The sequence below is a fragment of the Streptomyces sp. NBC_00557 genome, assembly GCF_036345995.1.
In the GTDB taxonomy this organism is placed as follows: domain Bacteria; phylum Actinomycetota; class Actinomycetes; order Streptomycetales; family Streptomycetaceae; genus Streptomyces.
The window spans coordinates 3,460,791-3,484,678 of sequence record NZ_CP107796.1; the positions used below are offsets into that span (position 1 = coordinate 3,460,791).

Consider the following 23,888-nt stretch of genomic DNA (forward strand, 5'->3'; position numbering starts at 1 on the left):
CTGGACAGGGGCAGTCTATTCAGCAGAATTGATCACCCGGCTGAAGGGCTGCCCTGTGAACCGACCTCTCCCCGCGGTACGGCTGCGTGTTCCCACCCATGAGGACGCGATCGCCTGGCACCGGGTCTTCGACGACCCCGAGGTCATGGAGTTCTACGGCGGCAGGTCGGCGGCCCTGTCGGTCTACGAGGAACTCACCGCGCGGCAGCGGCGGCACGACGCCGAACTCGGCTTCTGCCTGTGGACCGTGCTGGACGAGTCCGGTGAGGTCCTCGGGTTCACCGGAGCGCAGCCCTGGCGGCCCGGCTGGGGACCGGTCGGCGAGACGGAGATCGGCTGGCGGCTCGGGCGCGCGCACTGGGGCAAGGGGTACGTCACCGCGGCCGCGCACGAGACGCTGCGCCGGCTGCGGGCGGCCGGGGTCCCGGAGGTGGTGGCGATGGTACGGCCGGGCAACGAGCGGTCGATCGCGGTGACCCGACGGCTCGGCATGAAGCCGGCGGAGACCTATCCGCATCCCACGCTGGACGAGGACGCCCTCTGCTTCCGCCTCCGTCTCGATGACGGACAGTAGTCGTCTGTTACGGAAAGACACCGATCCCTTCCGGGCGGGGCGCGCGGGAGTTACCCTTCCAGTACCGCTGGGGGTGACATCTGTGCGCATAACACCCAAAACACCCGAAGTGCGCGTGCCACGGCTGGTCGGACTGATGGCCGTGGACGCGCGCGAGACGGCCCGGGCGCAGGGCCTGTTCCTCAATGCGCCGGACCGCCCGGACTTCCACCGCGCGGTCGTCGACTACGTCGTACGCCAGTATCCGCAGCCCGGCGCCGAGGTGCCGCGGGACTCGATGGTGTACGTGTGGTTCGACTTCGGTGAGGGCGAGGGCGGCGGGGGTGTGCGCGAGCCGCGCATCCCGCGACCGCCGGCCGGAGGGCTGCAACGCGAACTCGGCGAGCCAGGCGACGCCTTCGAGATGATCGACCGCTGACGCCCGGCGCGGGCCTCAGCTCTCCTTGAACCCCCGGTGCAGCGCGACCACACCGCCGGTGAGGTTGCGCCACGCCACCTTCGACCAGCCCGCCTTCCGCAGCCGCTCGGCGAGGGCGGGCTGGTCGGGCCAGGCGCGGATGGACTCGGCGAGGTAGACGTAGGCGTCCGGGTTGGAGGAGACGGCGCGCGCGACCGGCGGCAGGGCCCGCATCAGGTACTCGGTGTAGACGGTGCGGAAGGGCGCCCAGGTCGGGTGCGAGAACTCGCAGATCACCACGCGTCCGCCGGGCCGGGTCACCCGGTGCATCTCGGCGAGGGCCGCGTCCGTGTCCTGCACGTTGCGCAGCCCGAAGGAGATCGTCACGGCGTCGAAGGTGTCGTCCTTGAACGGCAGCCGCGTGGCGTCGCCGGCCGTGAAGGGCAGCCAGGTGTGCCGCTTCTTGCCGACCTGGAGCATCCCCAGCGAGAAGTCGCAGGGGACCACGTAGGCGCCCGTGCGGGCGAAGGGCAGCGACGAGGTCGCCGTGCCGGCGGCGAGGTCGAGGACCTTCTGCGCGGGGCGTGCGTCGACCGCCTTCGCCACCTCCTTGCGCCAGCGCCGGTCCTGGCCGAGCGACAGCACGTCGTTCGTCAGGTCGTACCGTTCCGCCACGTCGTCGAACATCGAGGCGACTTCGTGCGGCTGCTTGTTCAGGGAAGCGCGGGTCACCCGCCCATTGTTGCAGCCCCCTCTCACGGCAGGAGCCTCGGCTTCCTGCGTGCCGCGACGTCCTCGGCCCAGCCGCACAGCAGGACGAAGACGGCGATCAGGATCCAGCCGATGCCGAACATGAACCACTGGCTGTCCAGCGGCAGGTACGTCTCGAAGGCGGGCACGTCCCAGAACCGGTCGATCAGCGGGACGGCCAGGACCAGGGCGATCTCGTGGCGCGGAAGAGGAGTCGGGGGCGGACGACGCGGCGACCGACTGCAGCGGGGTGGAGCAGGAGGAGGGCGCGTTCGGCGGGGCGTCCGCGGAGGCTAGCGGCGGCGGAAGAGCAGGCGGCCGTCGATGACCGTCGCCACGCAGGTGCCGGCTCCGCGCTCGGTCAGTTCCGTCTCGTCGTGGACGTCGAAGACCGCGAAGCGGGCGGCGGAGCCCGGGGTGCGCGGGGGTGCGGTCACGGGCGGCAGACCGGAGGCGAGCGGGTCGAGGGACGGGACGCCCCCGGGCCGCTCCGCACGGCCCGCGAGCGTGAGTCCGGTGCGCCGCACGGCGTCCCGGACCGCGCGGTTGCGCAGCGGCTCGCAGGCCGCCGCGACCGTGCCGTGGGCCAGCATCCGCTGCACTCCGCGCCGTGCGCTCGCTCCCCAGCGGACGTCGTCCAGCGCGAGCCCGGAGAGCGCGTCGCCGGTGAGCGGCTCGGTACCGAGGGCGTCGGCCTCCCGGGGATCCGGGTGGTACGCCTCCTCCAGCAGCTCCGTGCCATGCGGGTTGACGAACCCGGGGGTGATGATGCCGGGCCAGGTCCGCACGCGCGCGTGCGGGTACGCGGCGGCCAGCTCCTCCAGGGGGCCCGCGCCCGCGATCAGCGCGCCCTCGACGGCGAGGGCCCGCCCCCTGGAGTCGGCGTGAATCGTCAGCAAGGCGCGGTCAGTTGGAGGTCAGCAGCTTCAGTTCCGGGTGGGCCGTGCCGCCCTCGATGGCCGTGGAGGAGATGTGGGAGACCACGCGGTCGTCGACGGGGTCGTTCGCCGGGTCGTCGTGGACGACGAGGTGCTCGTAGGTCGTGGAGCGCTGGGCCGGGACCCGTCCCGCCTTCCTGATCAGGTCGATGATCTCCAGGCGGTTGGAGCGGTGCTTGGCGCCGGCCGAGGAGACCACGTTCTCCTCCAGCATGATCGAGCCCAGGTCGTCCGCGCCGTAGTGCAGCGACAGCTGGCCGACCTCCTTGCCCGTGGTCAGCCACGAGCCCTGGATGTGCCGGACGTTGTCCAGGAAGAGGCGGGCGATGGCGATCATGCGGAGGTATTCGAAGATCGTGGCCTGGGTGCGGCCCTTCAGGTGGTTGTTCTCCGGCTGGTAGGTGTACGGGATGAAGGCGCGGAAGCCGCCCGTGCGGTCCTGCACGTCCCGGATCATCCGCAGGTGCTCGATGCGCTCGGCGTTGGTCTCGCCCGTGCCCATCAGCATGGTGGAGGTGGACTCCACGCCCAGCCGGTGCGCCGTCTCCATGATCTCCAGCCAGCGCTCGCCGGACTCCTTCAGCGGCGCGATGGCCTTGCGGGGGCGCTCGGGGAGCAGTTCCGCGCCGGCGCCCGCGAAGGAGTCCAGGCCCGCCTCGTGGATGCGGGTGATGGCCTCCTCGACCGACACGCCGGAGATACGGGCCATGTGCTCGACCTCGGACGCGCCGAGGGAGTGGATGACCAGCTGCGGGAACGCCTCCTTGATGGCCCGGAAGTGCTTCTCGTAGTACTCGACGCCGTAGTCCGGGTGGTGGCCGCCCTGGAACATGATCTGGGTGCCGCCCAGCTCGACCGTCTCCGCGCAGCGGCGCAGGATGTCGTCGAGGTCGCGGGTCCAGCCCTTCTCCGTGTCCTTGGGGGCCGCGTAGAAGGCGCAGAACTTGCACGCCGTGACGCACACGTTCGTGTAGTTGATGTTCCGCTCGATGATGTACGTCGCGATGTGCTCGGTCCCGGCGTACATGCGGCGGCGTACGGCGTCGGCGGCGGCGCCCAGCGCGTGCAGCGGGGCGTCCCGGTAGAGCGCGAGGGCTTCCTCGGGCGTGATGCGTCCGCCCGCTGCGGCTCGGTCGAGCACGGACTGGAGGTCGGCCTTCTCGGTCACCGGCTCCCTTTCGTCACAGGGTGTGGACGGACCGAACCAGCCTACGCCAGCGCTTTCCCCGGACCGACGTCAGGCCGCGCACGCGCCGAGCAGCAGCCCGGCGAGGGCACCGGCCAGCAGGAACGGGCCGAAGGGGACCGCGGTCTTGCGGCCGGCCCGCCGTGCGACGAGGAGCGCCGCGCCGTACAGCGCGCCGAGCAGGAACCCGGCGAAGGCGCCGAGCAGGACGGTGGGCCAGCCGTACCAGCCGAGTACGGCGCCCGCCCCGACGGCCAGTTTCACGTCGCCGAAGCCCATGCCGCCCGGGTTGACGAGGTACAGCGCGCAGTAGCCGGCGCCGAGCGCGAGGGCGCCGTACAGCGCGGTGGGCCAGTGGCCGGCGTGCCCGGGCAGCAGCGCGGCGAGGCCCAGCAGGGCGAGGGCGGCGGCGGCGAGGGGCAGGGTCAGCGGATCGGGCAGCCGCCGCACCCTCAGGTCGACCACGGCGAGCAGCACCCCGACGGGCGCGAGCAGCAGCCACACCGCCAGCTCGGGCCGGGCGCCGGTGGCGGCGGCGAGGGCGGCGCAGGTGAGGGCCGTGGCGACCGCGGTGGGGGCTGCGGCCGTTCGGCGGGCGGCTGCACCGCAGGCGCCGCACGCGAGCCGGCCGAGCCAGCCTCGGATCGGGTGGCCGTCCGGGCAGCGGTCCCGCCAGGGTTCACCGGACGGTACGGCGAAACGGTAGGCGGCGCGGGGCAGCAGCGCACCGGCCAGCGCACCCCACAGGGCGGCGACGGCGGCCAGCGCGCCCGTGCTCACCGTGCCGTACCGGCCTTCGACAGACGGGCCACCGGGTTGCCCTCGGCGGAACTGTCCGACGTGAACCTGAGATCGTCGCCGACCGGGGTCAACTCGACCTGGTGCGCGGTGGGCACGCAGTGGCCGGGGTTGTCCGCGGCACCCTTGGAGGTGGCGAGGACCTGGGTCTTCGTCACCTTCTTCAGGGTGAGGACGTCGGTGCACACGCCGCCGATCTGGTCGGTCTGCCGCAGGCGCCCCAACTCCTGCCCGACGGCGGCCTGGTGGACGGTGAGCCGGAAGGTGCCCGCGGGGAGGCTGCCGCCGAGGGCGGCGGCCTGCCCCTCCCAGGTGCCGAGGTAGCGGGCCGGGACCGCGCCGCGCCTGCCGCCTGGCTCGGCGGCGTCGCTGGAGGCTGCCGACGGCGCCGTCGAGACCGGGGGACGGCTGCCCTCGCCCCCCGCGGTGTCGTCGTGGAACCAGGGCCGCAGCAGCAGCCCTGCCCCCAGGCCGCCCACGACCAGCGCCCCGGCGACCGCCAGCACGACCGTGCAGCTCAGCCTGCGCCCGCGGCCGCCGTCCCCCGGCGCGGAGGCCGCCGCCACGCTGACGGAGAGCCGGCCGGGCGCGTCCGCGTCCCGTGGTCCGGGCACGACGGTCGGCGCCCCGGGCGCGGCCCCGTCCGCACCGGCCGCCGTCTTCGGTGGAGCCCCGGGCAGGGGAACCCCTGGTGGGCCGGGCGGCATGGGCGGTGGGCCCCCGGCATGCATCACCGGTGCCGGGCCGAAGGTGCCGCTCTGGCTCGCCGGGTTGGGGGCGGGCAGGACCGCCGGACCCGTCACCGCGGGCGTGTCGAAGGCCACCGGTCCCGAGCGCACCGGCTCCCCCGTGTTCGGTGTGTCCAGGTTCAGCAGGCGTACGGCGCTGCGGCTGACCTGTTCCACCAGGGGGCCGGGGAGCCAGCCGCCGGAGATCAGGCGGCCGGCGCCTTCGGGGGCGAGGCGGCGGCCGATGTCGGCCGGGGCCGGGCGGGTGGCCGGGTCCTTCGCCAGGCAGGCCGCCGCCAGCTCCCGCAACTCACCGGTGAGGGGACCGAGTTCGGGTTCCTCGTGGACGACCTTGTAGAGCAGCGCGGCCGAGGTGTCGCCGCGGAAGGGCGGTTCACCGGTGGCCGCGTGGACGAGGACCGCGCCGAGAGAGAAGACGTCGGCGGCGCCGGTGGCGCCCTTGCCGAGGATCTGCTCGGGGGCCATGTAGCCGGGCGAGCCGATGGACACGCCGGTGGAGGTCAGGGATGCCGTGCCGGCCATGGCCCGGGCGATGCCGAAGTCGATGAGCAGCGGCCCGTCCAGGGTCAGCAGGACGTTGGACGGCTTCACGTCCCGGTGCACGAGCCCGAGTTCGTGCACGGCCGCGAGCGCCTCGGCGAGGCCCGCGCCGAGGGCCCGTACGGTGTGCGCGGGCAGGGGGCCGGTGTCGGCGACGGCGGCGGCGAGGGAGGGGCCGGCCGCGTACGCCGTGGCGACCCACGGGACGGCCGCGTCCGGGTCGGCGTCGAGGACGGGCGCCGTCCAGGCGCCGCCGACCCGCCGTGCGGCCGCCACCTCGCGCCGGAACCGCGCGCGGAACTCCTCGTCCTGCGCGAAGTGCGGGTGCACGACCTTCACGGCGACCGTACGGCCGCCCGCGCTGCGGCCGAGGTAGACCCGGCCCATGCCGCCGGAGCCCAGCCGGCCGAGCAGCCGGTACGGCCCGACGGCGGCCGGCTCGTCCGCGTCCAACGGCTGCATGCCGTGCTCCCCCCACCGCCTGGCGACCCCGGCGCCGCCGACTCGAGCGCCTGTGGGAGGCAGCCTAGTGACGTGCGCTCAGGGCTGCAGCAGGTCCACCTTCACGTCCGCCGGGAAGCCGGTGGTCGGGCCGACGCGGCGGGCGAACTCGGCGACGGCCTCCAGCTGTGCCGGGCCGAAGCTGAAGTCGAGGGTGGTGAAGTACTCGGCGAGGGTCTCCTCGTCGAAGGCCTCCCAGCGGGCGGCCTGTTCGGCGACCTTGGCGACCTCTTCCAGGGAGAGGTTGCGGGACTCGAGGAAGGCCTGGTGCACCTTGCGGGTGATGGCCGGCTCGCGCTCCGCGTAGTCCCGGCGTGCCGCCCACACCGCGAAGACGAACGGCAGGCCGGTCCACTCCTTCCAGAGCGTGCCGAGGTCGTGCACGTCCAGGCCGAAACGCGGGCCGTCGTGCAGGTTCGCCCGCAGCGCCGCGTCGCCGATGAGGACGGCGGCCTCGGCCTCCTGCATCATCAGGCTGAGGTCGGGCGGGCAGGTGTAGTAGTCGGGGTGGACGCCGTAGCGCTCGGCGAGCAGCAGCTGGGCGAGGCGGACGGAGGTGCGGGAGGTCGAGCCGAGGGCGACCCGGCGGCCGTCCAGCCGGTCCAGCGGAACCTGCGAGACGATCACGCAGGACATCACCGGGCCGTCGCAGCCGACGGCGATGTCCGGGAAGGCGACCAGGTCGCCGGCGTTGCGCAGGAACTCGACCAGGGTGACGGGGCCGATGTCGAGGTCGCCGCGCACGATCTGCTCGCTGAGCTTCTCCGGGGTGTCCTTGGTGAGCTCGAAGTCGAGCAGGGTGCCGGTTCTCGCCAGGCCCCAGTAGAGGGGGAGACAGTTCAGGAACTGGATGTGGCCGACGCGCGGCCGGGTGCGAGAATTGTCCACATCGCGAGACTAGACCCCGTCCTGTACGGTGCCGGTACCGGCCCCACCGCCGAACGGGTTAGCGGCGGTTCAAACATCCGGGTGACGTGATCTTGACCTCTATTGCATTCGGCTGCACGGATGCTAGGCTTGCCGCAAGTTGCAGTTTGGTTTCCCTTGCAGTACAGAGCCTGCGGAGCATGTGACCGCGGGCTCTCGTCGTTTTCAGACGTATGCAGTTGTGCAGCACCAGTTTCACACTTGCAGGTTCTGGAGCAGGGCAACCCTTTTTGAGCCCAAGGAGGGCTTATGGCTACCGGAACCGTTAAGTGGTTCAACGCCGAAAAGGGCTTTGGCTTCATCGCCCAGGAGGGCGGCGGCCCCGACGTCTTCGTTCACTACTCCGCGATCAACGCCACTGGCTTCCGCTCCCTCGAGGAGAACCAGGCGGTGTCCTTCGACGTCACGCAGGGCCCGAAGGGCCCGCAGGCGGAGAACGTCACCGCGATCTGATCTTCTGATCCGATCGCCCTGGTCGCAGAACCTGAGAGCAGTACCCAAGGAGCCCCGCGCCGTTCCGGCGACGGGGCTCCTGCCCTTTTCCGCCGTCATCGCACTGATGAATTTCCGGCGAATTCTCTACGTGTGCTCCATGACGAGAAGGAAAGTCGTGCCCGGCAGCAGCGCCTCGTAGGAGTGCGGCACGTCTCCCCGGCAGGTCATGTAGTCGCCGGGGCCGAGTTCGGCCTCCTCCCCCGCCGGACCCGCCTTCACCCGGCCCGAGGCGACGATCAGGTGCTCGACCGTGCCGGGGATGTGGGGTTCGGAGACGCGGGCCGCGCCGGGCTCGGCGCACAGGCGGTAGATGTCCCGGCGGGCCCCGGGCGGGCTCGCGGACAGCAGGGTGGCGACGTAGGCGGCCTGCCCCGAGGCGACCGACGGGCCCTCGCCGGCCCGGATCACCCGCACGCTCGGCGCCGGCGGTTCGACCAGGGTGCTGAACGGCACGCCCAGCGCGACCGCGAGCGCCCAGAGCGTCTCCACGTTCGGGTTGCCGCTCGCCGCCTCCAGCTGGGAGAGCGTGGACTTCGCGATGCCGGCGCGTTTGGCCAGCTCGGAGAGGGACAGGCCGGTGCGGGTGCGCTCCCGCTTGAGCGAGGCGGCGATCCATTCCAGCGGGAGGCGGGCGGCTGCGGGGGGCCGGGGAAGCGGCGGCTCGGACATGGCGTTCGTTCGCTCCATCGGTACGATCGTTCGGCTTGACGGACGGGTGCGTCACTGTCCATTGTAGAAAACATGCGTTCGGTGCAGCGAACACGCGTGGAGGATCCGGAGCACTCCGGTGCCATGTCCCTGGTGCGGGACAGCTCGCTCGTCTGGCTCGCCACCGGTGTCGTCGGCGTGTCCTTCGGGGCCGTCTCGGTCGCCGGGGGGCTGCCGGTGTGGGTGCCGGTGGTGATGTCCCTGGTGGTGTACGCCGGGTCGGCCCAGTTCAGCGCGGTGGGGGTGCTGCTCGCCGGGGGCGGTCCGGCCGCCGCGGCGGCGACGGGGCTGCTGCTCAACACCCGTACGGCCGCGTTCGGTCTGGCGGTGGCGGACGTCCTCGGGAGCGGGCGGGCGAGCCGGTTCCTCGGGGCGCATCTGGTCACCGACGAGACCGTCGCCTTCGCTCTCGCCCAGGACGATCCGGTACGACGGCGGCAGGCGTTCTGGATCTCCGGGCTCGGGCTGTTCGCCGTGTGGAACACCGGGGTGCTCGGCGGCGCGCTGGCCGGGGGCGCGCTGGGGGACACGGCGCGGTACGGGCTCGACGCGGCGTTTCCGGCCGTGCTGGTGGCGCTGGTGCTGCCTCAGGTGCGGGCCGATGCGGTGGTACGGCGGTGCGCGCTGGCCGGGGCGGTGGTGGCTCTGGCGGTCACGCCCGCGGTGCCGTCCGGGGTGCCGGTGCTGCTCGCCCTGAGCGGGCTGCTGCTTTTCCGCCGTCGGCGGGGCGGAGCGGACGGCGCGGAATGAGTGCCGGTGTCGTCGTGATTCTCGTGCTGGCCGTGGGGACGTATGCGCTGCGGCTGGTGGGGCCGGTGCTGCACGGACGCGTCGCGATACCGGAGCGGGTGACGGAGCTTGCGTCGGCCGGGGCGGTGGTGTTGCTGGTGGCGCTGGCCGGCACGGGGGCGTTGACCGAGGGCGGGGGATTCGCCGGGGCCGCCCGGGTGGGCGGCGTGGCGGCGGGCGTGCTGCTGGCGTGGTTCAGGGCGCCGTTCGTCATGGTGGTCCTGGGGGCGGTGGGGGTGACGGCGTTGCTGAGGGCGACCGGAGTCGCCTGACTCGCCCACCCGCCCGGGGCGACAGGGTTGTCGGTGCCGGGCTGTAGCGTCGCGCGGCGTGATCGAGGACGACTTTCTTGCTGCCACCCGTACCTTCTACGACGCCGTAGCCGAGGACTACGCCGAGCAGTTCCGGGACCACCTGCGCGAGAGGCCGTTGGAGCGGGCCCTGCTCGGCGGGTTCGCCGAGATGGTGGGCGACGGTGGACGCGTCGCCGACCTCGGGTGCGGAACCGGCGTGGCCACCGCGTATCTCGCCTCCCTCGGTGTCGACGTCTTCGGGATCGACCTGTCCGAGTCGATGCTCGCCGTCGCCCGCCGCCGCCATCCGGAACTGCGTTTCCGGCAGGGCTCGATGCTGGACCTGGACCTCGCCGACGGCTCGCTCGCCGGCGCCGTCTCCTGGTACTCGAGCATCCACACCCCCGTCGACGGACTTCCCGCTCTGTTCGCCGAGTTCCACCGGGTGCTGAGGCCCGGCGGACACCTGCTCCTCGCCTTCCAGGTGGGCGAGGAGACGCGGCGGCACGACCAGCCGTGGGGCCACCCCGTCGTCCTGGACTTCCACCGGCGCCGCCCCGAGCGGATCGCCGGGCTGCTGGAGGACGCCGGGTTCGCGCTCGGCTCCAGCACCGTGCGCGCATCGGACGAGCGGGCCGGGGAGTCCAGCCCGCAGGCGTTTCTGTTCGCCCGTAAGCACTCCGGCCGGGCAGGCGCGCAAGAGCGATTTTGAGCGCTCGAGAACCGCTGGAGAAACGCTCGAGGACCACTCGAGAATCACTTGAAACCAGGAGTACCGGTGGGCTGACCTGCTCCGGGAACCAGCGGGGAAGGCATGGGGATCGGCGGCCAAGAGCATCAGTCGCGTCGCCGGGGAGCAGCCGGCGGCCGGATGACGATCCGCTCCTGTGATCCGTCACCGCCGATCCGTCTCTTCCTGGGGGTTTCCACATGCGTGCCATCGCATCGCGTACGAAGACGGTTCTGGTCGCGCTCACCGGCACGGGCGTCATCGCGCTCGGCGCCGCGGCGGCCGTTCCGGCGGCCGGTGTGCCGGGCCCGCTCGTGCGCGTCGCCGCGGACCTCACCGGTCACCCGGCGCACCCCGGCCCGGCCCTGGCGGACGACCGCGACCCCTTCGTCGTCGCACGCTGACGCACCCGGCGCCCCGCGTTCAGCAACCGGCGCTTCGGCGTTCAGCGCTTCAGCGCTTCAGCTTCAAGGTTCACCTTCAGCGTCGGCCACTGACCGCACCGCGCCCCGCGCGCCGGTCAGCGCAGCGACCACGGCACCGTCCGGGCTCATCCCCCGGCCGGTGCCGTTTCCACGAGCACACCGGGAACACCGGGGACTCCGGGGGACTCCGGGGACTCCGGGGACTCCGGGATCACCGGCCGTCGGCCGGCCCGGGCATCCGCGCTACAACCGCCGTCCCGCCTCCGTGACCCCCATCGCGTCGTACAGCGCCTGCGCCGCCCGCAGATGCCGGGACGCCGTTCGGCCGTCGCCCAGGGCCTCGGCCGCCTCGGCCATGCCGTGCAGGCCGCGGGCGATCTCGATGCGGTAGCCGAGGCGGGTGGCCAGTTCGTGGGCGCGGCGGTGGAGTTCCATGGCGCGGTCGGCCGCGCCGGCGCGCAGCTGGACCGCGCCCACCACGTTCACCACGGACGACTGGCGCAGCACCGTGCCGCCGGTGGCGACCAGGTCCAGGGCGCGCTCGGCGTGTTCGGCGGCCAGGCTCACCTCGCCGAAGCGCTGGCAGACGCGGGCCCAGTGGGCGAGGACGAAGGCCACGTTGCCCGGCTGGCGGGACTCGTCGCACAGTTCGAGCGCCTGGGACAGGACGGCCCGCGCCCGTTCGTCCTCGCCGAGGCCGAAGTGGGCCAGCGCCAGCCAGGCCAGCGAGGAGATCTCGTGGTTGCGTTCGCCGAGGCGCCGGTTCAGCTCGGTGGCGCGGGCGGCGAGCGAGGCGCCCTGGGCGTAGTGGCCCGACCAGGTCTGCACGGTGCTGAGGTTGACCAGCGCCTCCGCCTCCGCCCGGTCCATGCCCAGCTCCCGGTGCAGGGCGATGCCCTGGGTGAGGTAGGCGCGGGCCTCGTCGAAGTCGCCGAGCGCCCCGTGCAGCAGGCCGAGCACCTCGATGCTGAAGGCGCGGGTCCGCGGATCGGTGCCGTGGACGAGTTCCAGGGCCTCCTGGGCGGTGGTGATGCCGTCGTGGAAGTGGCCGAGCCACCACTGGCCCACGGCCAGGTTGCACAGGCTCAGGCTCAGCAGCACCGGGTCGTCGAGCTGCCGGCAGGCGGTCACCGCGACCCGGTTGACGACGCGGAACTCCTGGTAGTGGCCGCGCAGATGGAGGTAGAAGAGCACGTTGCGGGCGAGGAGCGCGGCGGTGCGGTGCATGCCGTGCGTGCCCGCCTGGGCGACGACCGCGAGCAGCGCCTCGCGCTCCCGGTCGAACCAGCACAGCGCCTGCTCGTCGTCGTCCAGGCGGGGCAGTTCGGCCGCGCCCGGCTCGGGCACGTCGCCGTAGCGGTTGCGGCCGGGGAAGAGGATCTCGCAGGCCTGGTCGGTGGCGAGCGTGTAGTACGTGACGAGCCGCTCCACCGCGCCTTCCGCGTCGTCCTCCGCCTCCCGCACGCTCATCGCGTACGTCCGCACCAGGTCGTGGAAGACGTACAGCCCCGCCTCGTGCTGTTCCAGCAGATGCGCGTCGAGCAGGTCCTCCAGGACGTCCTCGGCGTCATGGGCGGCGGCGCCGAGCAGGGCGGCGGCCGAGTGGACGTCGATGGCGCTGCCGGGGTGCAGCCCGAGCAGCCGGAAGGCGGCGCGCTGCTCCTGCTCCATGGCCTGGTACGACAGCCGGAGCGTGGCTTCGACGCTGCGCTCCCCCGCGCTGAGCTCGCGCAGCCGCCGGGTCTCGTCGGCGAGCCGGTCGACCAGGTACTGCACGGTCCAGCGGGGCCGGTTGCGCAGCCGGGCGGTGGTGACGCGCAGCGCGAGGGGCAGCCCGCCGCACAGGCCGGCGAGCCGGGCGACGGCCTGGGGTTCGGCGCCGGTGCGGTCGGCGCCGAGCATGCGGGTGAGCAGGGTGACGCTGTCGTCGGCGGAGAGCAGTCCGAGGGAGAGCCACTCGGCGCCGTCGAGGTCGAGCATGCGGACCCGGCCGGTGAGGACGGCGAGGCAGTCCTCGGAGGCGGGCAGCAGGGGCCGTACCTGGGCGGCGCCCGCGGCGTTGTCGAGGACGAGCAGCAGCTTCCGCTGTGCGGAAACGGTTCTCCACAAAGTGGTACGCCGCTCCAGGTCGTCCGGGATGCGTTCGTCGGGGACGCCCAGGGTGCGCAGCAGCGAGTGCAGCACGGCGCCCGGCTCCTGGGCCTTCTCGCCGGGGCTGAAACCGCGCAGGTCGACGAAGAGCTGCCCGTCGGGGTAGTCGGCGGCGAGCAGATGGGCGGCGTGCACGGCGAGCGCTGTCTTGCCGCTGCCGCCCATGCCGTCCACACCGATGATCCGGGTGCCCCCGCCCGCCGGGGCCCGGCCCACCTCGAGCAGGCGGGCCAGTTCCTCGTCGCGGCCGGTGAAGTCGGGCAGGTCGTAGGGCAGGGTGCAGGGCGCGGCCTCGGGGCCGGCGGTTCCGGCGAGCGGGGCCGGCAGCAGCAGGGCGGCGCGGTCGGCCACGGACTGCGGCAGGCGGGGGGCGACCTCGGGGCTGTCGCGCAGGATCGCCTCGTACAGCCCGGTGAGTTCGACGCCCGGGTCGATGCCCAGCTCCTCCACGAGCAGCTCGCGCACCCGGCCGAACTCCTCCAGCGCCTCCGCCTGCCGGCCGGCCCGGTACAGGGCCAGCATCAGCCGGCCGCGCAGGGTCTCCCGCAGCGGGTGCGCGGTCACCAGCTCCCGGAGCGGGCCGATGAGTTCGGCGGACTGGCCGCGTTCGAGCTGCAGCTCGTAGTACTGCTCGGCGATCGCCATGTGGCGCTCCTCCAGCGCCAGGGAGGCGGCGGAGATCACGGTGCCGCCGGCGCCGGCCATGACCGGGCCGCGCCACAGGTCCAGGCAGGCCCGCAGATGGCCGACCGCCTCCTCGGGCCGGCCGTCGGCCATCGCCTGCCGGGCCTGCCGGGACCACTGTCCGAACTCGTGCAGGTCCAGCTGGTGTTCACCGAGGACGGCGCGGTATCCGGGGCCGTCCGTGACGATCAGCCGGGTGCCGTCCGGGATGCGGGTGCGCAGCGCGGCGACGGCCTTGCGGACCTGGTGGCCCGCGGTCTGCGGCGGCTCCTCGTCCCAGGCGGCGGCCACCAGCCGGCTGAGCGGCACCATCCGGCCCGGCTCCAGCAGCAGGGTGACGAGCACCCGCTCCTGCGTGGGGCTGCCCAGTCGCACCCGGTGCTCACCGTGCCAGCCTTCCAGCGGGCCGAGGATGTTGAACCGTACGACAGGATGGCCCAATGCCGCCGATTCCACGTACCGTTCCCCCCGCTACGTTTCGTCGCCCAGCCCGTGAGTTCGGGCCAATCCTAGGTTGTACCCGAACCGGGAGGCGCGTGAAGGCATCTCCACGCTACCGCCCGACGTCTCTCGGTACGAGCCGGACGAGCAGTGTTTTCAAGCCAGTTGAAGCAGGACCGGGCCCATGTCCGGGGCAAGTGCCGGATCGTGGCGGAGGATGGCGCTCTCCACCTTGCGCAGCGCCGGGGACGGCTCGATGCCGAGTTCCGCGTCGAGCCGGCCGCGCATGCGCCGGAAGACGTCGAGGGCGTCGGCCTGCCGGCCCGAGCCGTACAGGGCGACCATCAGCTGCTCGCAGAAGCGTTCGCGCAGCGGGTGGTTGGTGTGCGCCTCGGCCAGCTCGGCGAGCACGGCCGCGTGGTGGCCGAGCCGCAGCTCGGCGTCGAACCGCAGCTCCATCGCGCGCATCCGGTACTCCTCGTAGCGGGCCCCGGCCAGCTGGCACAGGGTTCCGCCGGGGAAGCCTCCGAAGACCGGACCGCGCCACAGGCCGAGCGCCTCGCCGAGCAGCCGGGCCACGTGCGCCGCGTCGTCGGGCGAGGCCGACTCCGCCTGCCGTACCGCCCCGACGAACTCCGCCGCGTCCAGTTCCCCGTCGGCGACGACGAGCCGGTAGCCGGAGGGGTGGATGGTGACCCGGGAGGCCGGCCGGTCCGGCTCCAGCGCGCGCAGCTTGCGGCGCAGCCTGCTGACGTGCGCCTGCAGCGCGTTCGCCTGGTTGTCGGGTACGGCCTCGCCCCACATCTCCTCGACCAGGCTCTCCCCGGACACCGGACGGCTCTCGCTGACCAGCAGGGTCTGCACCAGGACGCGCTGCAGATCGCCGGAGATCTCCGCGGGCCCGGCCACGGTACGGATCTGCAGTGCCCCGAGGATCGAGAACTTCAGCACCTGACTCGGCCTCCTGTCGACGTCGCTGGCGTCGTCGTCCTGATTCCGGCGACGTATCAACAGTGCGGCGCGGCTCTACCGGTTCGTTCCCGATCCGTTCCCGGTCACCAGCTCCGTCAGGGACGTCACCCGCTGGGCCGCCACCTCGGGCGAGTCCGCGTGCACGACCAGATGCCCGGGGCGCAGCGAGTCCGGCGGTGACACGTGCCGCACGTGCGGCAGCACGCCCACCTCGCCGGTCTCCAGCCGCCACGGCGGATTCAGCACGGCCGCCGCCGCGTACCGGCCCGGCCGGACCGTGTCCACCAGCCGCCCGGCCAGCACCTGCACGGCCCCGGCCGCCAGATCGAACCCGCCGGCGGCCTTCAGCAGCTCCGGCACCGGGTCCCTGGCCAGTCCCGCACGGCAGCCGGTGATCACCGGCCCGTGCGCGGTCAGCTCGACGTTCGTGTGCGCCGGCCCGTACTGGTATCCGGTCAGATCCAGCAGGGCGGTCACCACGGCGCGCACCTCGGCCGCGGTGTCCTCCGTCAGCGGCGCCGGGTACAGCAGCCCGTACGGCATGCGGGCCGTGATCCCCACGGTCTGGTGCATCCCGTGCACGCTCAGCGTCTCCACGCTGAGCCGTGTGCCGCCCGTGGCGGGCCCGGCGGCGTCCGGCGACAGCCGGTTGTCGCGGACGAGCCGCCGTACGGCGTCCGGGTCGGCGAGCACACGGAGGGAACGGGCCGGGTTGACGAACAGCCCGGCCGCGGCGGCCTCGTCCAGTACGGGGCGCAGCGCCCGCTCGTCCAGCGGGTCGGCCTCGGCGGACCGGACCTGGACGCCGGTCCGCGCGGCTTCACGGAGGAGACGCTGGTCCGGGTTCAGCAGGAAGATCCGGCGAACCTCGTTGTCTTCTTTCATACCTCTGCTCGGGGGGACGGAGTCGGCGAGGGTGGAAAGGCAGGCTACGAACGGGGGTTACCGATCCGGTCCCGGTCGGTTCCCGAGGAAACGAAGGCCGACCATGCCGCGGGGCTGACCGTGAGGTGGGGGGCGGTGGGGGTCTTGGAGTCGCGGATGTGGATGGCGGTGGGGTGCGCGGCCACTTCTAGGCAATCGCCGCCTTCGCCATCGCTGTAGCTGGACTTGAACCAAGCAAGGTCCTCGACGCTCACAGCTCCTCCAGCTTCCGAATGATCAGGGAGCGGGACTCCCTGGGACTGAGTGCCATTGCGCGCATGGTCCCATAGCGGTCGGCGATCTTCCGGACCTCCTCCCGGTCTGTGATGAGCTGGGGGAATCCCTGCGCCTCCACATACGCCACTTGGCCATGCCCTTTAGGTACCAGGAGGTTGAACGCGCTCCCTAGGTTGGGGTGTTCCTCCATGTTCGTCGGCATCACCTGGATCTCGACATTCTGCATACGGCTGAGGTTGACCAGGTGGCGCAGCTGCTCGGCGTGGACACGCCGCCCGCCGATCGGCCGGTCGAGCACTACCTCTTCCAGGATGTAACTGACGATGGGCCGGGGATACCGCTGGAAGACCTGTTGGCGAGAGAGACGGTCAGCCACCCGTTTCTCGATGGTCTCCTCATCGAGAAACGGCCGCCGCTGGGCGAACACGGCTCGTGCGTGCTCCTCAGTCTGCAAGAGGCCCTGCACCGCGTGATTGTTGTAGTGGTGCAGCTCCACCGCCTCCGCCTCCATCGCCGCGTAACTCCGGTACCACTCCGGATGCCGTGTCCGCGCCCTGCTCATCGCCTGCTCGACCTGCGGGATGACCTCGGTGAACAGCCCGCCGGCGTTGAGGAGGTCGTCCGCCCTCTTCAGGAACTCCGGCCTCGGTGTCCGTACCCCTCGTTCCATGGCCGAGATCTGGTCGGGGCCGTAGCCGACCAGGTCGCCGAACTCCCGTTGGTTCAGGCCCGCCTTCTCCCTCAGCAGCTTCAACTGCTTACCCAGTACGACGAAGACAGTCGCCGATCCGTTCGCCTCGGCGGGCGTCTCCGGCCTGCGTTCCTCCACCGTCACCTCCGACTCACGTACACCAAACCGATCGCACCCGTACGACTACGCTCAGTCGCCGGGCGTCCCCTGGTCAGCGTAGGGAGAACCGACCACTCTCGGTGACGTGAACGTAGAAATCTCCACCCCCGCAACCGACGCCACCGAACTCGTCCAGCGCCTCAGCGCCACCCCTCTCGGCGCGCGGCTGGCCCGGCGGCTCACCGGTCAGCAGCTCGCCACCTGGGGGTATCCCCACGACAGCGAGCAGAACGGCACCGCACAGCTGCTGGTGTCGGAGCTGGCCTCGAACGCCGTCACCCACGGTCGCGTGCCCGGCCGGGACTTCGAGTTGCGGCTGCGGCTGCTGCGGGAGAAGGACACCTTGCGTATCGAGGTGAGCGACGCCCGAGGGGACAGGGCGCCACGGCTGCGGGACGGCGGGGCGGAGGACGGGCACGGGCGCGGGCTCGTGGTCGTCCTCGTCCTCTCCGCGCGATGGGGCGTCACCGAGCGGACCGTCGGCAAGACGGTCTGGGCGGAGCTCCCGCTCAGCCCCGGGCAGCGGCGACCGTGTCAGCGAACGCCCGTGCCGGAGGGCTGAGGGCGTCCCAGCGGCGGACGGCCCAGCCGACCGGCAGCGGGCGCAGGCCGGGCAGCGGGACGAGCCGCAGTGCGCCCGTGCCGGGCACGGGAAGGCCGGGTACGGCGGGGACGACCGCCCGGCCCACGCCCAGCTCGGCGAGGAGCAGGGCCGTGTCCCAGTCGGCGACGCTCGTGTCGTAGGTGAAGCGGACGCCCAGCTCGGCGCAGGCCGCGTCGAGGTGGACGGCCGAGGTGGAGTTCGGGGGCAGCCGGATCAGCCGTACGCCGGTCAGCTCGGCCGCGTCGAGACGGGGGCGCCCGGCGAGGGGGTCGTCGGCGGCGACGGCGAGCACCCAGGGCAGTTCGGCGACGGTCCGCTGCTCGATGCCGCGCACCGGGGAGCCGACGGTGATCCAGGCCAGGTCCAGGGTGCCGTCGGCGAGGGCGTCGAAGGTGCCGCGTCCCGAACTGACCGTGCGGAACTCGAGGTTGACCTGCGGGTGGCGGCGGCGGAAGGCGACCACGGCGTCGGACATGAAGTGCCGGACGGTGGTGGCGCCGGTGGCGACGCGGACGTACCCGCTGTGCCCGTCCACGAGGTCGCGCAGCCGCCGTACGGCGATGTCGAGCCCGGAGATGCCCTCCGCGGCGGCGGCTTCCAGTATCCGCCCGGCCTGGGTCGGCAGGACTCCCCTGGGCAGCCGCTCCAGCAGCGCGGTCCCCGTCTCCCGCTCCAGGCGCTTGACGTGCTGGCTGACGGCGGACTGGGTGCAGCCGAGGTCCCGGGCGACGGAACTGAGGCTGCCGGCGCGGCACACGGCCACGAACACACGGAGGTCGTCGAGCGTCACAACACCCAAGCTGTCCCTTGGGTCTGGACACTAAACCCAAGGATTGACTGGATGTCAGGGGCGTACGAGGATCACTGACGGGACACGGCCGGTCCGGGCGGCAACCCGCTCCGCGCGCGAGGAGCGGGTGCCGACCCTCAGGAGAGGGTCCTCGGCCCGCTCAGGGGCCGGTGGCCGGGCCGTACAGGGCCTCCACCTCGGCCGCGAAGTCGGCCATGATCTGCGCGCGGCGCAGTTTCATCGACGGGGTGAGGTGCCCTGCCTCCTCGGTGAAGTCCGTGGGCAGGACGGTGAAGCGGCGGATGGACTCGGGGCGGGACACCAGCTTGTTGGCCTCGTCGATGGCGCGCTGCAGGACGGCCTCCAGCTCCGGGTCGCCGACGAGCAGTTCGGGCGGCACCGGGTGTTTGCCGATCATCTGGCGCCAGTGCACGATGCCGTCGGGGTCGAGGGTGATCAGGGCCGCGATGTACGGGCGGTCGTCGCCGACCAGCATCACCTGGGAGATCAGCGGGTGCTGGCGCAGCCAGTTCTCCAGCGGGGCCGGGGCCACCGACTTGCCGCCCGAGGTGATCAGCAGCTCCTTCTTGCGGCCGGTGATCGTCAGATAGCCCTCGTCGTCCAGCTCGCCGATGTCGCCGGTCGGCAGCCAGCCGTCCCGGGTCGCGGGGACGACGCCGCCGGCCTGCGGGTCCCAGTAGCCGCGCAGCACATGGTCGCCGGCGACGAGGATCTCGCCGTCGGCGGCGATGCGGACGCGGGTGCCGGGCAGCGGCCAGCCGACCGTGCCGAGGCGGGGTTTGAGCGGTGGGGTGACGGTCGTGGCGGCGGTGGTCTCGGTCAGGCCGTAGCCCTCGTAGATATCGATGCCGGCGCCGGCGTAGAACGCGGCGAGGCGCCGGCCGAGCGGGGAGCCGCCGCAGATGACGTGCCGCACCCGGCCGCCCATGGCGGTGCGGATCCTGCGGTAGACCAGCGGGTCGTAGAAGGTGCGGGCCGTCTTCAGGGAGCGGCCCGGACCGCTGCCGGCACCGGTCTGCCGGGCCTCCAGCGCCTCGCCGTAGCGGACGGCGACCGCCGCGGCCCGGTCGAAGACCGCGCCCCGGCCGCCCGACTCGGCCTTCGCGCGGGCCGAGTTGTAGATCTTCTCCAGCATGTACGGGATGGTCAGCAGGCAGGTCGGTCTGAAGGCGGCGAGGTCCGGCAGCAGATCCTCGGCGGCCAGGCTCGGCGCGTGCCCGAGGCGGACCCGGCCCCGGACGCAGGCGATGGCCACCATGCGCCCGAAGACGTGCGACATGGGAAGGAAGAGCAGGACCGACGGGATCTCGTCCTTGGCCTTGAAGACCGGGTAGAGCAGCTCGATGGCGTTGTCGACCTCGGCGAAGAAGTTGCCGTGCGAGAGCGCGCAGCCCTTGGGGCGGCCGGTGGTGCCGGAGGTGTAGATCAGCGTGGCGAGGGTGTCGGGGCCCAGCATGCCGCGCCGTACGGCGACTTCCGCGTCCGGCACCTGCACCCCGGCCTCGGCGAGCCGGGTCACGTGGTCCTTCTCCATCACCCACAGATGGCGCAGGTCGGGCAGGTGCTGGAGTTCGGGGCCGATGGCGGAGGCCTGGGCGGCGGTCTCGGCGATCAGGGCGACCGCGCCGGAGTCGTGCAGGATCCACCGGGTCTGGAACACCGAGGAGGTGGGGTAGATCGGCACGGTGACCAGGCCGGCGGCCCAGGCGGCGAAGTCGAGCAGCGTCCACTCGTACCTCGTGCGCGCCATGACGGCGATCCGGTCGCCCGGCGCCAGCCCCTCGGCGATCAGCCCCTTGGCCACGGCGAGGACCTGTTCGGCGAAGTGGGCTGCCGTGACGTCCCGCCAGCGGCCGTCCTCCAGCTTGCGGCTGAGCACGACGGCGGCGGGGGCGGCGTCCGCGTTGTCGAACGGCAGGTCCGCGAGCGAGCCGTGCTTGACCGGGGGTGCGAACGGCGGCACGGACACCTCCCGCACGGCGCCGTCCAGCCGCTGGACCCAGGGCTCCACGAGAACCGGCCGGCCGTCGTAGTCGGTGGCGGAGACGGTCGGCCCGGGGGACACGGGGGTGTTCGGGAACGGGCTGGACACGGGCGGCTCCTGTGGCGTGCGTGCACCCGCGGCGCCTCGATGGAAAGGGGTTACCGCAGGTTAGGGAGGTGATGGTACGGGTCGGCCGTGAGGGGGTTGTGCGGGTTCGGGGGTGGTCCCGGGCCGGGGATGTGCAACCTCGGGGGTTATGCGAGCAAGGCTCATGTTTGAGCGTCGGCTCCCTGGTGACGTAGCATTACCGCCGGTAACTTACTCCAGAGTAAGCAGTGGGGGCAGGACATGGCAGCCGACGGTCTCGGCTTGGTACTGGTACGCGGCGCGCTGCGATCCCCGTTCAAACGGCCCTCCCCCGAGGCCGGCTTCCCGCGCACCCGCCTGGTGCGGCCCGGTGTGCGGGTCGACCAGGACCGGCTGGCCGCCTACGAGCGCGTCTGCGGCTTCCCCACCGACCACGGCGACCTCCCGGTCACCTATCCGCACGTCCTCGGCTTCCCGCTGGCCATGCGGCTGATGACCGACCGGGCCTTCCCGCTGCCCCTGCTCGGTCTCGTCCACACGTCGATCCGGATCACCCGGCACGCCCCGCTCCCGGCGACCGGGGAGTACGAACTCGCCGTGCGCATCGAGGGCCTGGCCCCGCACCGGCGCGGCACCGAAGTCACGGTGGCCACCGGGATGCGGGCCGCCGGGGCGGTCGTGTGGGAGTCGCGCAGCACGTATCTCGCGCGGCACCGGACCGGCGCGGCCGCCGGCCCCCGGGACGAGCGGCCGGACCCGCTGCCCGTCGTCGCCGAGTGGCGGCTGGGCGGGGACATCGGGCGGCGGTACGGCGCCGTGTCCGGCGACCGCAACCCCATCCACCTGTCCCCGTTCACCGCCCGGCTCTTCGGCTTCCCCCGGACCATCGCGCACGGGATGTGGACGGCGGCGCGTTGCGTGGCCGCCCACGGCACGCGCGGTTCCGCGGAGGTGCGGGTCCGGTTCCTGGCGCCGGTGCTGCTGCCGGGGACGGTGGCTTACGGGGCGGACGGGTCCGGCCGGTTCGAGCTGCGGGGCGACGGCGGCCGGCTGCACCTGTGCGGTGAGGTGAGCTAGGCGCCGTCAGGACGCTGCGGCGTCCAGGCGTTGCCGCTCAGCAGATTCCCCAGCCCCGACCACGCGAAGTTCATCAGGGTGGCCGCCGCCTGGCTCGCGGTGACGCCGGGGGTCGCGTTGGCCCACGCGGCCAGCGACTCCGCCGCGCCCACCAGCGCCTCGGCCAGGCCCGCGACCTCATGCTCGGGCAGGTCGGGGGCGCGGTGGGCCTCCCGGGCCGCGACCGCGAACAGGCGGGTCACGAACGCGACGATCTCCGCGCGCATCGCGGCGACCTCGGCCGCGAAGGGCTCCCCGTGCGTCCGCGCCTGCAGGTGCAGCACGGACCAGGCGTCGGGGTGCTCGGCGGTGTGCGCGAAGAACGCCTTCAGGCCGTCCCAGAGTTGCCGGTCGGCGGGCAGGTCCGGGCGGATCCCGGCGCGGACGGCCTCCGTGAGGGCGGCGGCCTCGCGCCGGATGCAGGCGGTGAAGAGGTCTTCCTTGGAGTTCAGGTAGAGGTAGACCAACGGCTTGGAGACACCGGCGAGTTCGGCTACCTCGTCCATGGAGGCGGCCATGTAGCCGCGCCGGCCGAAAATCCGTACCGCGGCGTCGAGCATCTGCTGCTCGCGCACCTCCCGCGGCATCCGCCTGGTCCTCGCCCCGCCCATGGGGGCAAGACTAGTTGGACGCGGCTGCCCCGCCCTGCGCCCGCGCGGCGTCGTCGGCGACGTCCTCCTGGCTGCGGCTGGCGTCCAGGTTGGCCTTCATCCGGTCCACCCTGTTCACGATCTGCACCGAGGCCCGGTCCCGCTCCTTGCGCAGCGCCACCCAGCTGATCGGGGCCGAGAGGATGAGAGCGAGCAGCAGCACCCACAGGCCGTTGGAGTTGCCGAAGCCGCGCGGGAAGATGCCGGAGTAGACGGCTCCCCAGACGACGACGAGGCAGCCGGCGAAGATGCCGAGGCGCATCAGCGTGTAGCGGAGCATCTCAATCCAGTCGTCCGATTCCAAACAGGGTCATCGTCCAGTGAAGCATGACAGACAGCCGATCTTGCAGGGGGGTGGGCCGGGGGCCGTCAGCGCAGCGGCAGCAGCATGATCACGTCGTCGCGGTCGTCGCCGGGCGCCACCCGGATGGCGCCGGGGACGCGGCCGACCTCCTTGTAGCCGCAGGAGCCGTAGAACCGCTCGAGGCCGAGGCCGCCCCGGCAGGTGAGCCGTATCGCGTCTATGCCGTCGAAGCCGCGGGCCGCGTCCGCGGCGGCGGCCAGCAGCTCCCGGCCGTACCCCTTGCCCTGGTGCTTCGGGTGGACCATGACCGTGTAGAGCCACACCCAGTGCCGCATCAGGCGGTGGGTGTTGAAGGCGAGGAACGCGGTCGCGGCGGGCGTGCCCGTCTCGTCGCACCCGACGAGCAGCCGGTGCCGGCCCTCGGCCATGGCCACGAAGTGCTTCACGAGCTCCGGCCGGACGTCCTCCCGGCTCACCGGCGGCACGAAGCCGACGGCGCCGCCCGCGTCGGAGACGTCCGTCCACAGGTCGAGGATGCCGTCGCGGAGCTCGGGCGTGACGGCGGGGTCCAGGGTGAAGGTAAGTGGCATGCGGCGATGCTAGCTATTACCCCAGTGCTCGCGCAGCCACCTTCAGGTCGGCCACCAGCCCCTCGTACGCGGCCCTGCGGTCCTCGTCCTGCGCCCGCAGCACGGACGACGGATGGACGGTCGGCACCAGCCGCTCGGGCCGGCCGTGGATCTCCCGCTCCAGGACGGTGCCGCGCACCTCGCCCACCCGGAACGACGAGCCGAGCAGCGCCTTGCCCGCGGTGGCGCCGAGAACCACGATCAGCTCCGGTTCGACGACCGCCAGCTCCGCCGCGAGCCAGGGCCCGCACGCCGTCATCTCCCGCAGGCTCGGCGCCTTGTGGATCCGGCGCTTGCGGGGCTCGGCCTGCGTGAACTTGAAGTGCTTGACCGCGTTGGTCACATAGGCGTCCCCCGGGTCGAGGCCGGCCTCGGCGAGCGCCTTGTCGAGCAGCTTGCCGGCCGGGCCGACGAACGGTCTGCCCTGCCGGTCCTCCTGGTCGCCGGGCTGCTCCCCGACGAGCATCACGCGCGCGTGCTCGTTGCCCGCGCCGAACACCGTCTGGGTGGCGTTCTCGTGCAGCGGGCAGCCACGGCAGCCGGCCGCGGCCTTGCGCAGCGCGGCAAGACCGGCGCCCTCCGGCACGAAGGGCTCCGCCGTGTACGCGTCCTCGGGGGCCCTGGTGACAGCCATGGCCCCCGGG

27 protein-coding genes and 1 pseudogene are annotated in these 23,888 nt (G+C 72.7%); 9 read left to right on the plus strand and 19 right to left on the minus strand.

The window, feature by feature from the left end; translation table 11 throughout:
* The first annotated feature begins 55 nt into the window (after positions 1-55).
* Positions 56-574: a GNAT family N-acetyltransferase gene (locus OG956_RS14670; protein WP_330338413.1), complete on the plus strand. Its 519-nt coding sequence runs from the start codon at positions 56-58 to the stop codon at positions 572-574.
* A 109-nt stretch (positions 575-683) separates the two neighbouring features.
* Positions 684-992 (plus strand): PASTA domain-containing protein, encoded by a 309-nt coding sequence (locus tag OG956_RS14675; protein WP_330338414.1) that lies wholly within the window; start codon positions 684-686, stop codon positions 990-992.
* 15 nt (positions 993-1,007) lie between these two features.
* Here the strand turns inward: OG956_RS14675 and OG956_RS14680 are convergent, their stop codons facing one another.
* The 7 genes and pseudogenes from OG956_RS14680 to OG956_RS14710 form a co-directional block, all read right to left on the minus strand.
* Positions 1,008-1,703, minus strand: coding sequence for a demethylmenaquinone methyltransferase (locus OG956_RS14680; RefSeq protein WP_330338415.1), 696 nt, complete (start codon positions 1,701-1,703; stop codon positions 1,008-1,010).
* Between the two features lie 23 nt (positions 1,704-1,726).
* Positions 1,727-1,921: pseudogene (locus OG956_RS14685) on the minus strand (acyltransferase family protein); the annotation flags it as partial.
* A 93-nt stretch (positions 1,922-2,014) separates the two neighbouring features.
* Entirely contained in the window at positions 2,015-2,620 is a 606-nt protein-coding gene (locus tag OG956_RS14690; protein ID WP_330338416.1) for a hypothetical protein, read from the minus strand.
* A gap of 7 nt (positions 2,621-2,627) precedes the next feature.
* Complete coding sequence (mqnC, locus tag OG956_RS14695) at positions 2,628-3,827, minus strand: cyclic dehypoxanthinyl futalosine synthase (RefSeq protein WP_330338417.1); 1,200 nt, start codon at positions 3,825-3,827, stop codon at positions 2,628-2,630.
* A 69-nt stretch (positions 3,828-3,896) separates the two neighbouring features.
* Entirely contained in the window at positions 3,897-4,625 is a 729-nt protein-coding gene (locus tag OG956_RS14700; protein ID WP_330338418.1) for an A24 family peptidase, read from the minus strand.
* On the minus strand, positions 4,622-6,394 hold the full coding sequence (locus OG956_RS14705; RefSeq protein WP_330338419.1) for a serine/threonine-protein kinase: 1,773 nt from the start codon (positions 6,392-6,394) through the stop codon (positions 4,622-4,624). Before OG956_RS14705 ends, OG956_RS14700 begins: the two co-directional genes overlap by 4 nt.
* Positions 6,395-6,472: 78 nt before the next feature.
* The gene (locus OG956_RS14710; protein ID WP_330338420.1) at positions 6,473-7,321 is read right to left on the minus strand and encodes a menaquinone biosynthetic enzyme MqnA/MqnD family protein; all 849 of its coding nucleotides are present in this window, start codon (positions 7,319-7,321) and stop codon (positions 6,473-6,475) included.
* Between the two features lie 288 nt (positions 7,322-7,609).
* Here OG956_RS14710 and OG956_RS14715 point away from each other — a divergent pair, with 288 nt between their 5' ends.
* Positions 7,610-7,813, plus strand: a complete 204-nt coding sequence (locus OG956_RS14715; RefSeq protein ID WP_330338421.1) for a cold-shock protein — start codon at positions 7,610-7,612, stop codon at positions 7,811-7,813.
* A gap of 126 nt (positions 7,814-7,939) precedes the next feature.
* Here the strand turns inward: OG956_RS14715 and OG956_RS14720 are convergent, their stop codons facing one another.
* Positions 7,940-8,524, minus strand: coding sequence for a helix-turn-helix domain-containing protein (locus tag OG956_RS14720; RefSeq protein WP_443065677.1), 585 nt, complete (start codon positions 8,522-8,524; stop codon positions 7,940-7,942).
* A 72-nt stretch (positions 8,525-8,596) separates the two neighbouring features.
* On the opposite strand from OG956_RS14720, the gene OG956_RS14725 reads away from it, so the two are divergent.
* The 4 genes from OG956_RS14725 to OG956_RS14740 all read left to right on the plus strand — a co-directional run bounded on the left by OG956_RS14725 (position 8,597) and on the right by OG956_RS14740 (position 10,779).
* Positions 8,597-9,313, plus strand: a complete 717-nt coding sequence (locus OG956_RS14725) for an AzlC family ABC transporter permease (protein WP_330338423.1) — start codon at positions 8,597-8,599, stop codon at positions 9,311-9,313.
* Positions 9,310-9,624: an AzlD domain-containing protein gene (locus OG956_RS14730; protein ID WP_330338424.1), complete on the plus strand. Its 315-nt coding sequence runs from the start codon at positions 9,310-9,312 to the stop codon at positions 9,622-9,624. Before OG956_RS14725 ends, OG956_RS14730 begins: the two co-directional genes overlap by 4 nt.
* A 58-nt stretch (positions 9,625-9,682) precedes the next feature.
* Positions 9,683-10,357 (plus strand): class I SAM-dependent methyltransferase, encoded by a 675-nt coding sequence (locus tag OG956_RS14735; protein WP_330338425.1) that lies wholly within the window; start codon positions 9,683-9,685, stop codon positions 10,355-10,357.
* A gap of 218 nt (positions 10,358-10,575) precedes the next feature.
* The gene (locus OG956_RS14740; protein ID WP_330338426.1) at positions 10,576-10,779 is read left to right on the plus strand and encodes a hypothetical protein; all 204 of its coding nucleotides are present in this window, start codon (positions 10,576-10,578) and stop codon (positions 10,777-10,779) included.
* A 264-nt stretch (positions 10,780-11,043) separates the two neighbouring features.
* On the opposite strand, the gene OG956_RS14745 is transcribed toward OG956_RS14740, so the two are convergent.
* The 5 genes from OG956_RS14745 to OG956_RS14765 form a co-directional block, all read right to left on the minus strand.
* Entirely contained in the window at positions 11,044-14,091 is a 3,048-nt protein-coding gene (locus OG956_RS14745; protein WP_330338427.1) for an AfsR/SARP family transcriptional regulator, read from the minus strand.
* Between the two features lie 141 nt (positions 14,092-14,232).
* Entirely contained in the window at positions 14,233-15,027 is a 795-nt protein-coding gene (locus OG956_RS14750; protein ID WP_330338428.1) for an AfsR/SARP family transcriptional regulator, read from the minus strand.
* A 75-nt stretch (positions 15,028-15,102) separates the two neighbouring features.
* Positions 15,103-15,933, minus strand: coding sequence for a hypothetical protein (locus tag OG956_RS14755; RefSeq protein WP_330338429.1), 831 nt, complete (start codon positions 15,931-15,933; stop codon positions 15,103-15,105).
* Positions 15,934-15,977: 44 nt separating this feature from the next.
* The gene (locus OG956_RS14760; RefSeq protein ID WP_330338430.1) at positions 15,978-16,187 is read right to left on the minus strand and encodes a DUF397 domain-containing protein; all 210 of its coding nucleotides are present in this window, start codon (positions 16,185-16,187) and stop codon (positions 15,978-15,980) included.
* Positions 16,184-17,038, minus strand: coding sequence for a helix-turn-helix domain-containing protein (locus OG956_RS14765; protein WP_330342838.1), 855 nt, complete (start codon positions 17,036-17,038; stop codon positions 16,184-16,186). Before OG956_RS14765 ends, OG956_RS14760 begins: the two co-directional genes overlap by 4 nt.
* A gap of 106 nt (positions 17,039-17,144) precedes the next feature.
* Here OG956_RS14765 and OG956_RS14770 point away from each other — a divergent pair, with 106 nt between their 5' ends.
* Positions 17,145-17,621, plus strand: coding sequence for an ATP-binding protein (locus OG956_RS14770; protein ID WP_330338431.1), 477 nt, complete (start codon positions 17,145-17,147; stop codon positions 17,619-17,621).
* On the opposite strand, the gene OG956_RS14775 is transcribed toward OG956_RS14770, so the two are convergent.
* Both OG956_RS14775 and OG956_RS14780 read right to left on the minus strand, forming a co-directional pair.
* Positions 17,569-18,453: a LysR family transcriptional regulator gene (locus OG956_RS14775; protein ID WP_330338432.1), complete on the minus strand. Its 885-nt coding sequence runs from the start codon at positions 18,451-18,453 to the stop codon at positions 17,569-17,571. The genes OG956_RS14770 and OG956_RS14775 overlap by 53 nt on opposite strands.
* Before the next feature lie 160 nt (positions 18,454-18,613).
* On the minus strand, positions 18,614-20,539 hold the full coding sequence (locus tag OG956_RS14780) for an AMP-dependent synthetase/ligase (RefSeq protein ID WP_330342839.1): 1,926 nt from the start codon (positions 20,537-20,539) through the stop codon (positions 18,614-18,616).
* Positions 20,540-20,806: 267 nt separating this feature from the next.
* Between OG956_RS14780 and OG956_RS14785 the strand changes: the two genes are divergently transcribed.
* Positions 20,807-21,622, plus strand: coding sequence for a MaoC family dehydratase (locus tag OG956_RS14785; RefSeq protein ID WP_330338433.1), 816 nt, complete (start codon positions 20,807-20,809; stop codon positions 21,620-21,622).
* Here OG956_RS14785 and OG956_RS14790 read toward each other — a convergent pair.
* The 4 genes from OG956_RS14790 to OG956_RS14805 form a co-directional block, all read right to left on the minus strand.
* Positions 21,619-22,272 carry a TetR/AcrR family transcriptional regulator gene (locus tag OG956_RS14790; RefSeq protein WP_330338434.1) on the minus strand — a complete coding sequence of 218 codons (654 nt, stop codon included), beginning with the start codon at positions 22,270-22,272 and terminating at the stop codon, positions 21,619-21,621. The two genes, OG956_RS14785 and OG956_RS14790, sit on opposite strands and share 4 nt — an antisense overlap.
* Positions 22,273-22,282: 10 nt before the next feature.
* A complete protein-coding gene (locus OG956_RS14795; RefSeq protein ID WP_330342840.1) occupies positions 22,283-22,591 on the minus strand; it encodes a DUF4229 domain-containing protein in 309 nt (102 codons plus the stop codon).
* Positions 22,592-22,680: 89 nt separating this feature from the next.
* Positions 22,681-23,205 carry a GNAT family N-acetyltransferase gene (locus OG956_RS14800; protein WP_330338435.1) on the minus strand — a complete coding sequence of 175 codons (525 nt, stop codon included), beginning with the start codon at positions 23,203-23,205 and terminating at the stop codon, positions 22,681-22,683.
* A 16-nt stretch (positions 23,206-23,221) separates the two neighbouring features.
* On the minus strand, positions 23,222-23,878 hold the full coding sequence (locus tag OG956_RS14805; protein WP_330338436.1) for a UdgX family uracil-DNA binding protein: 657 nt from the start codon (positions 23,876-23,878) through the stop codon (positions 23,222-23,224).
* Positions 23,879-23,888 lie beyond the last annotated feature (10 nt).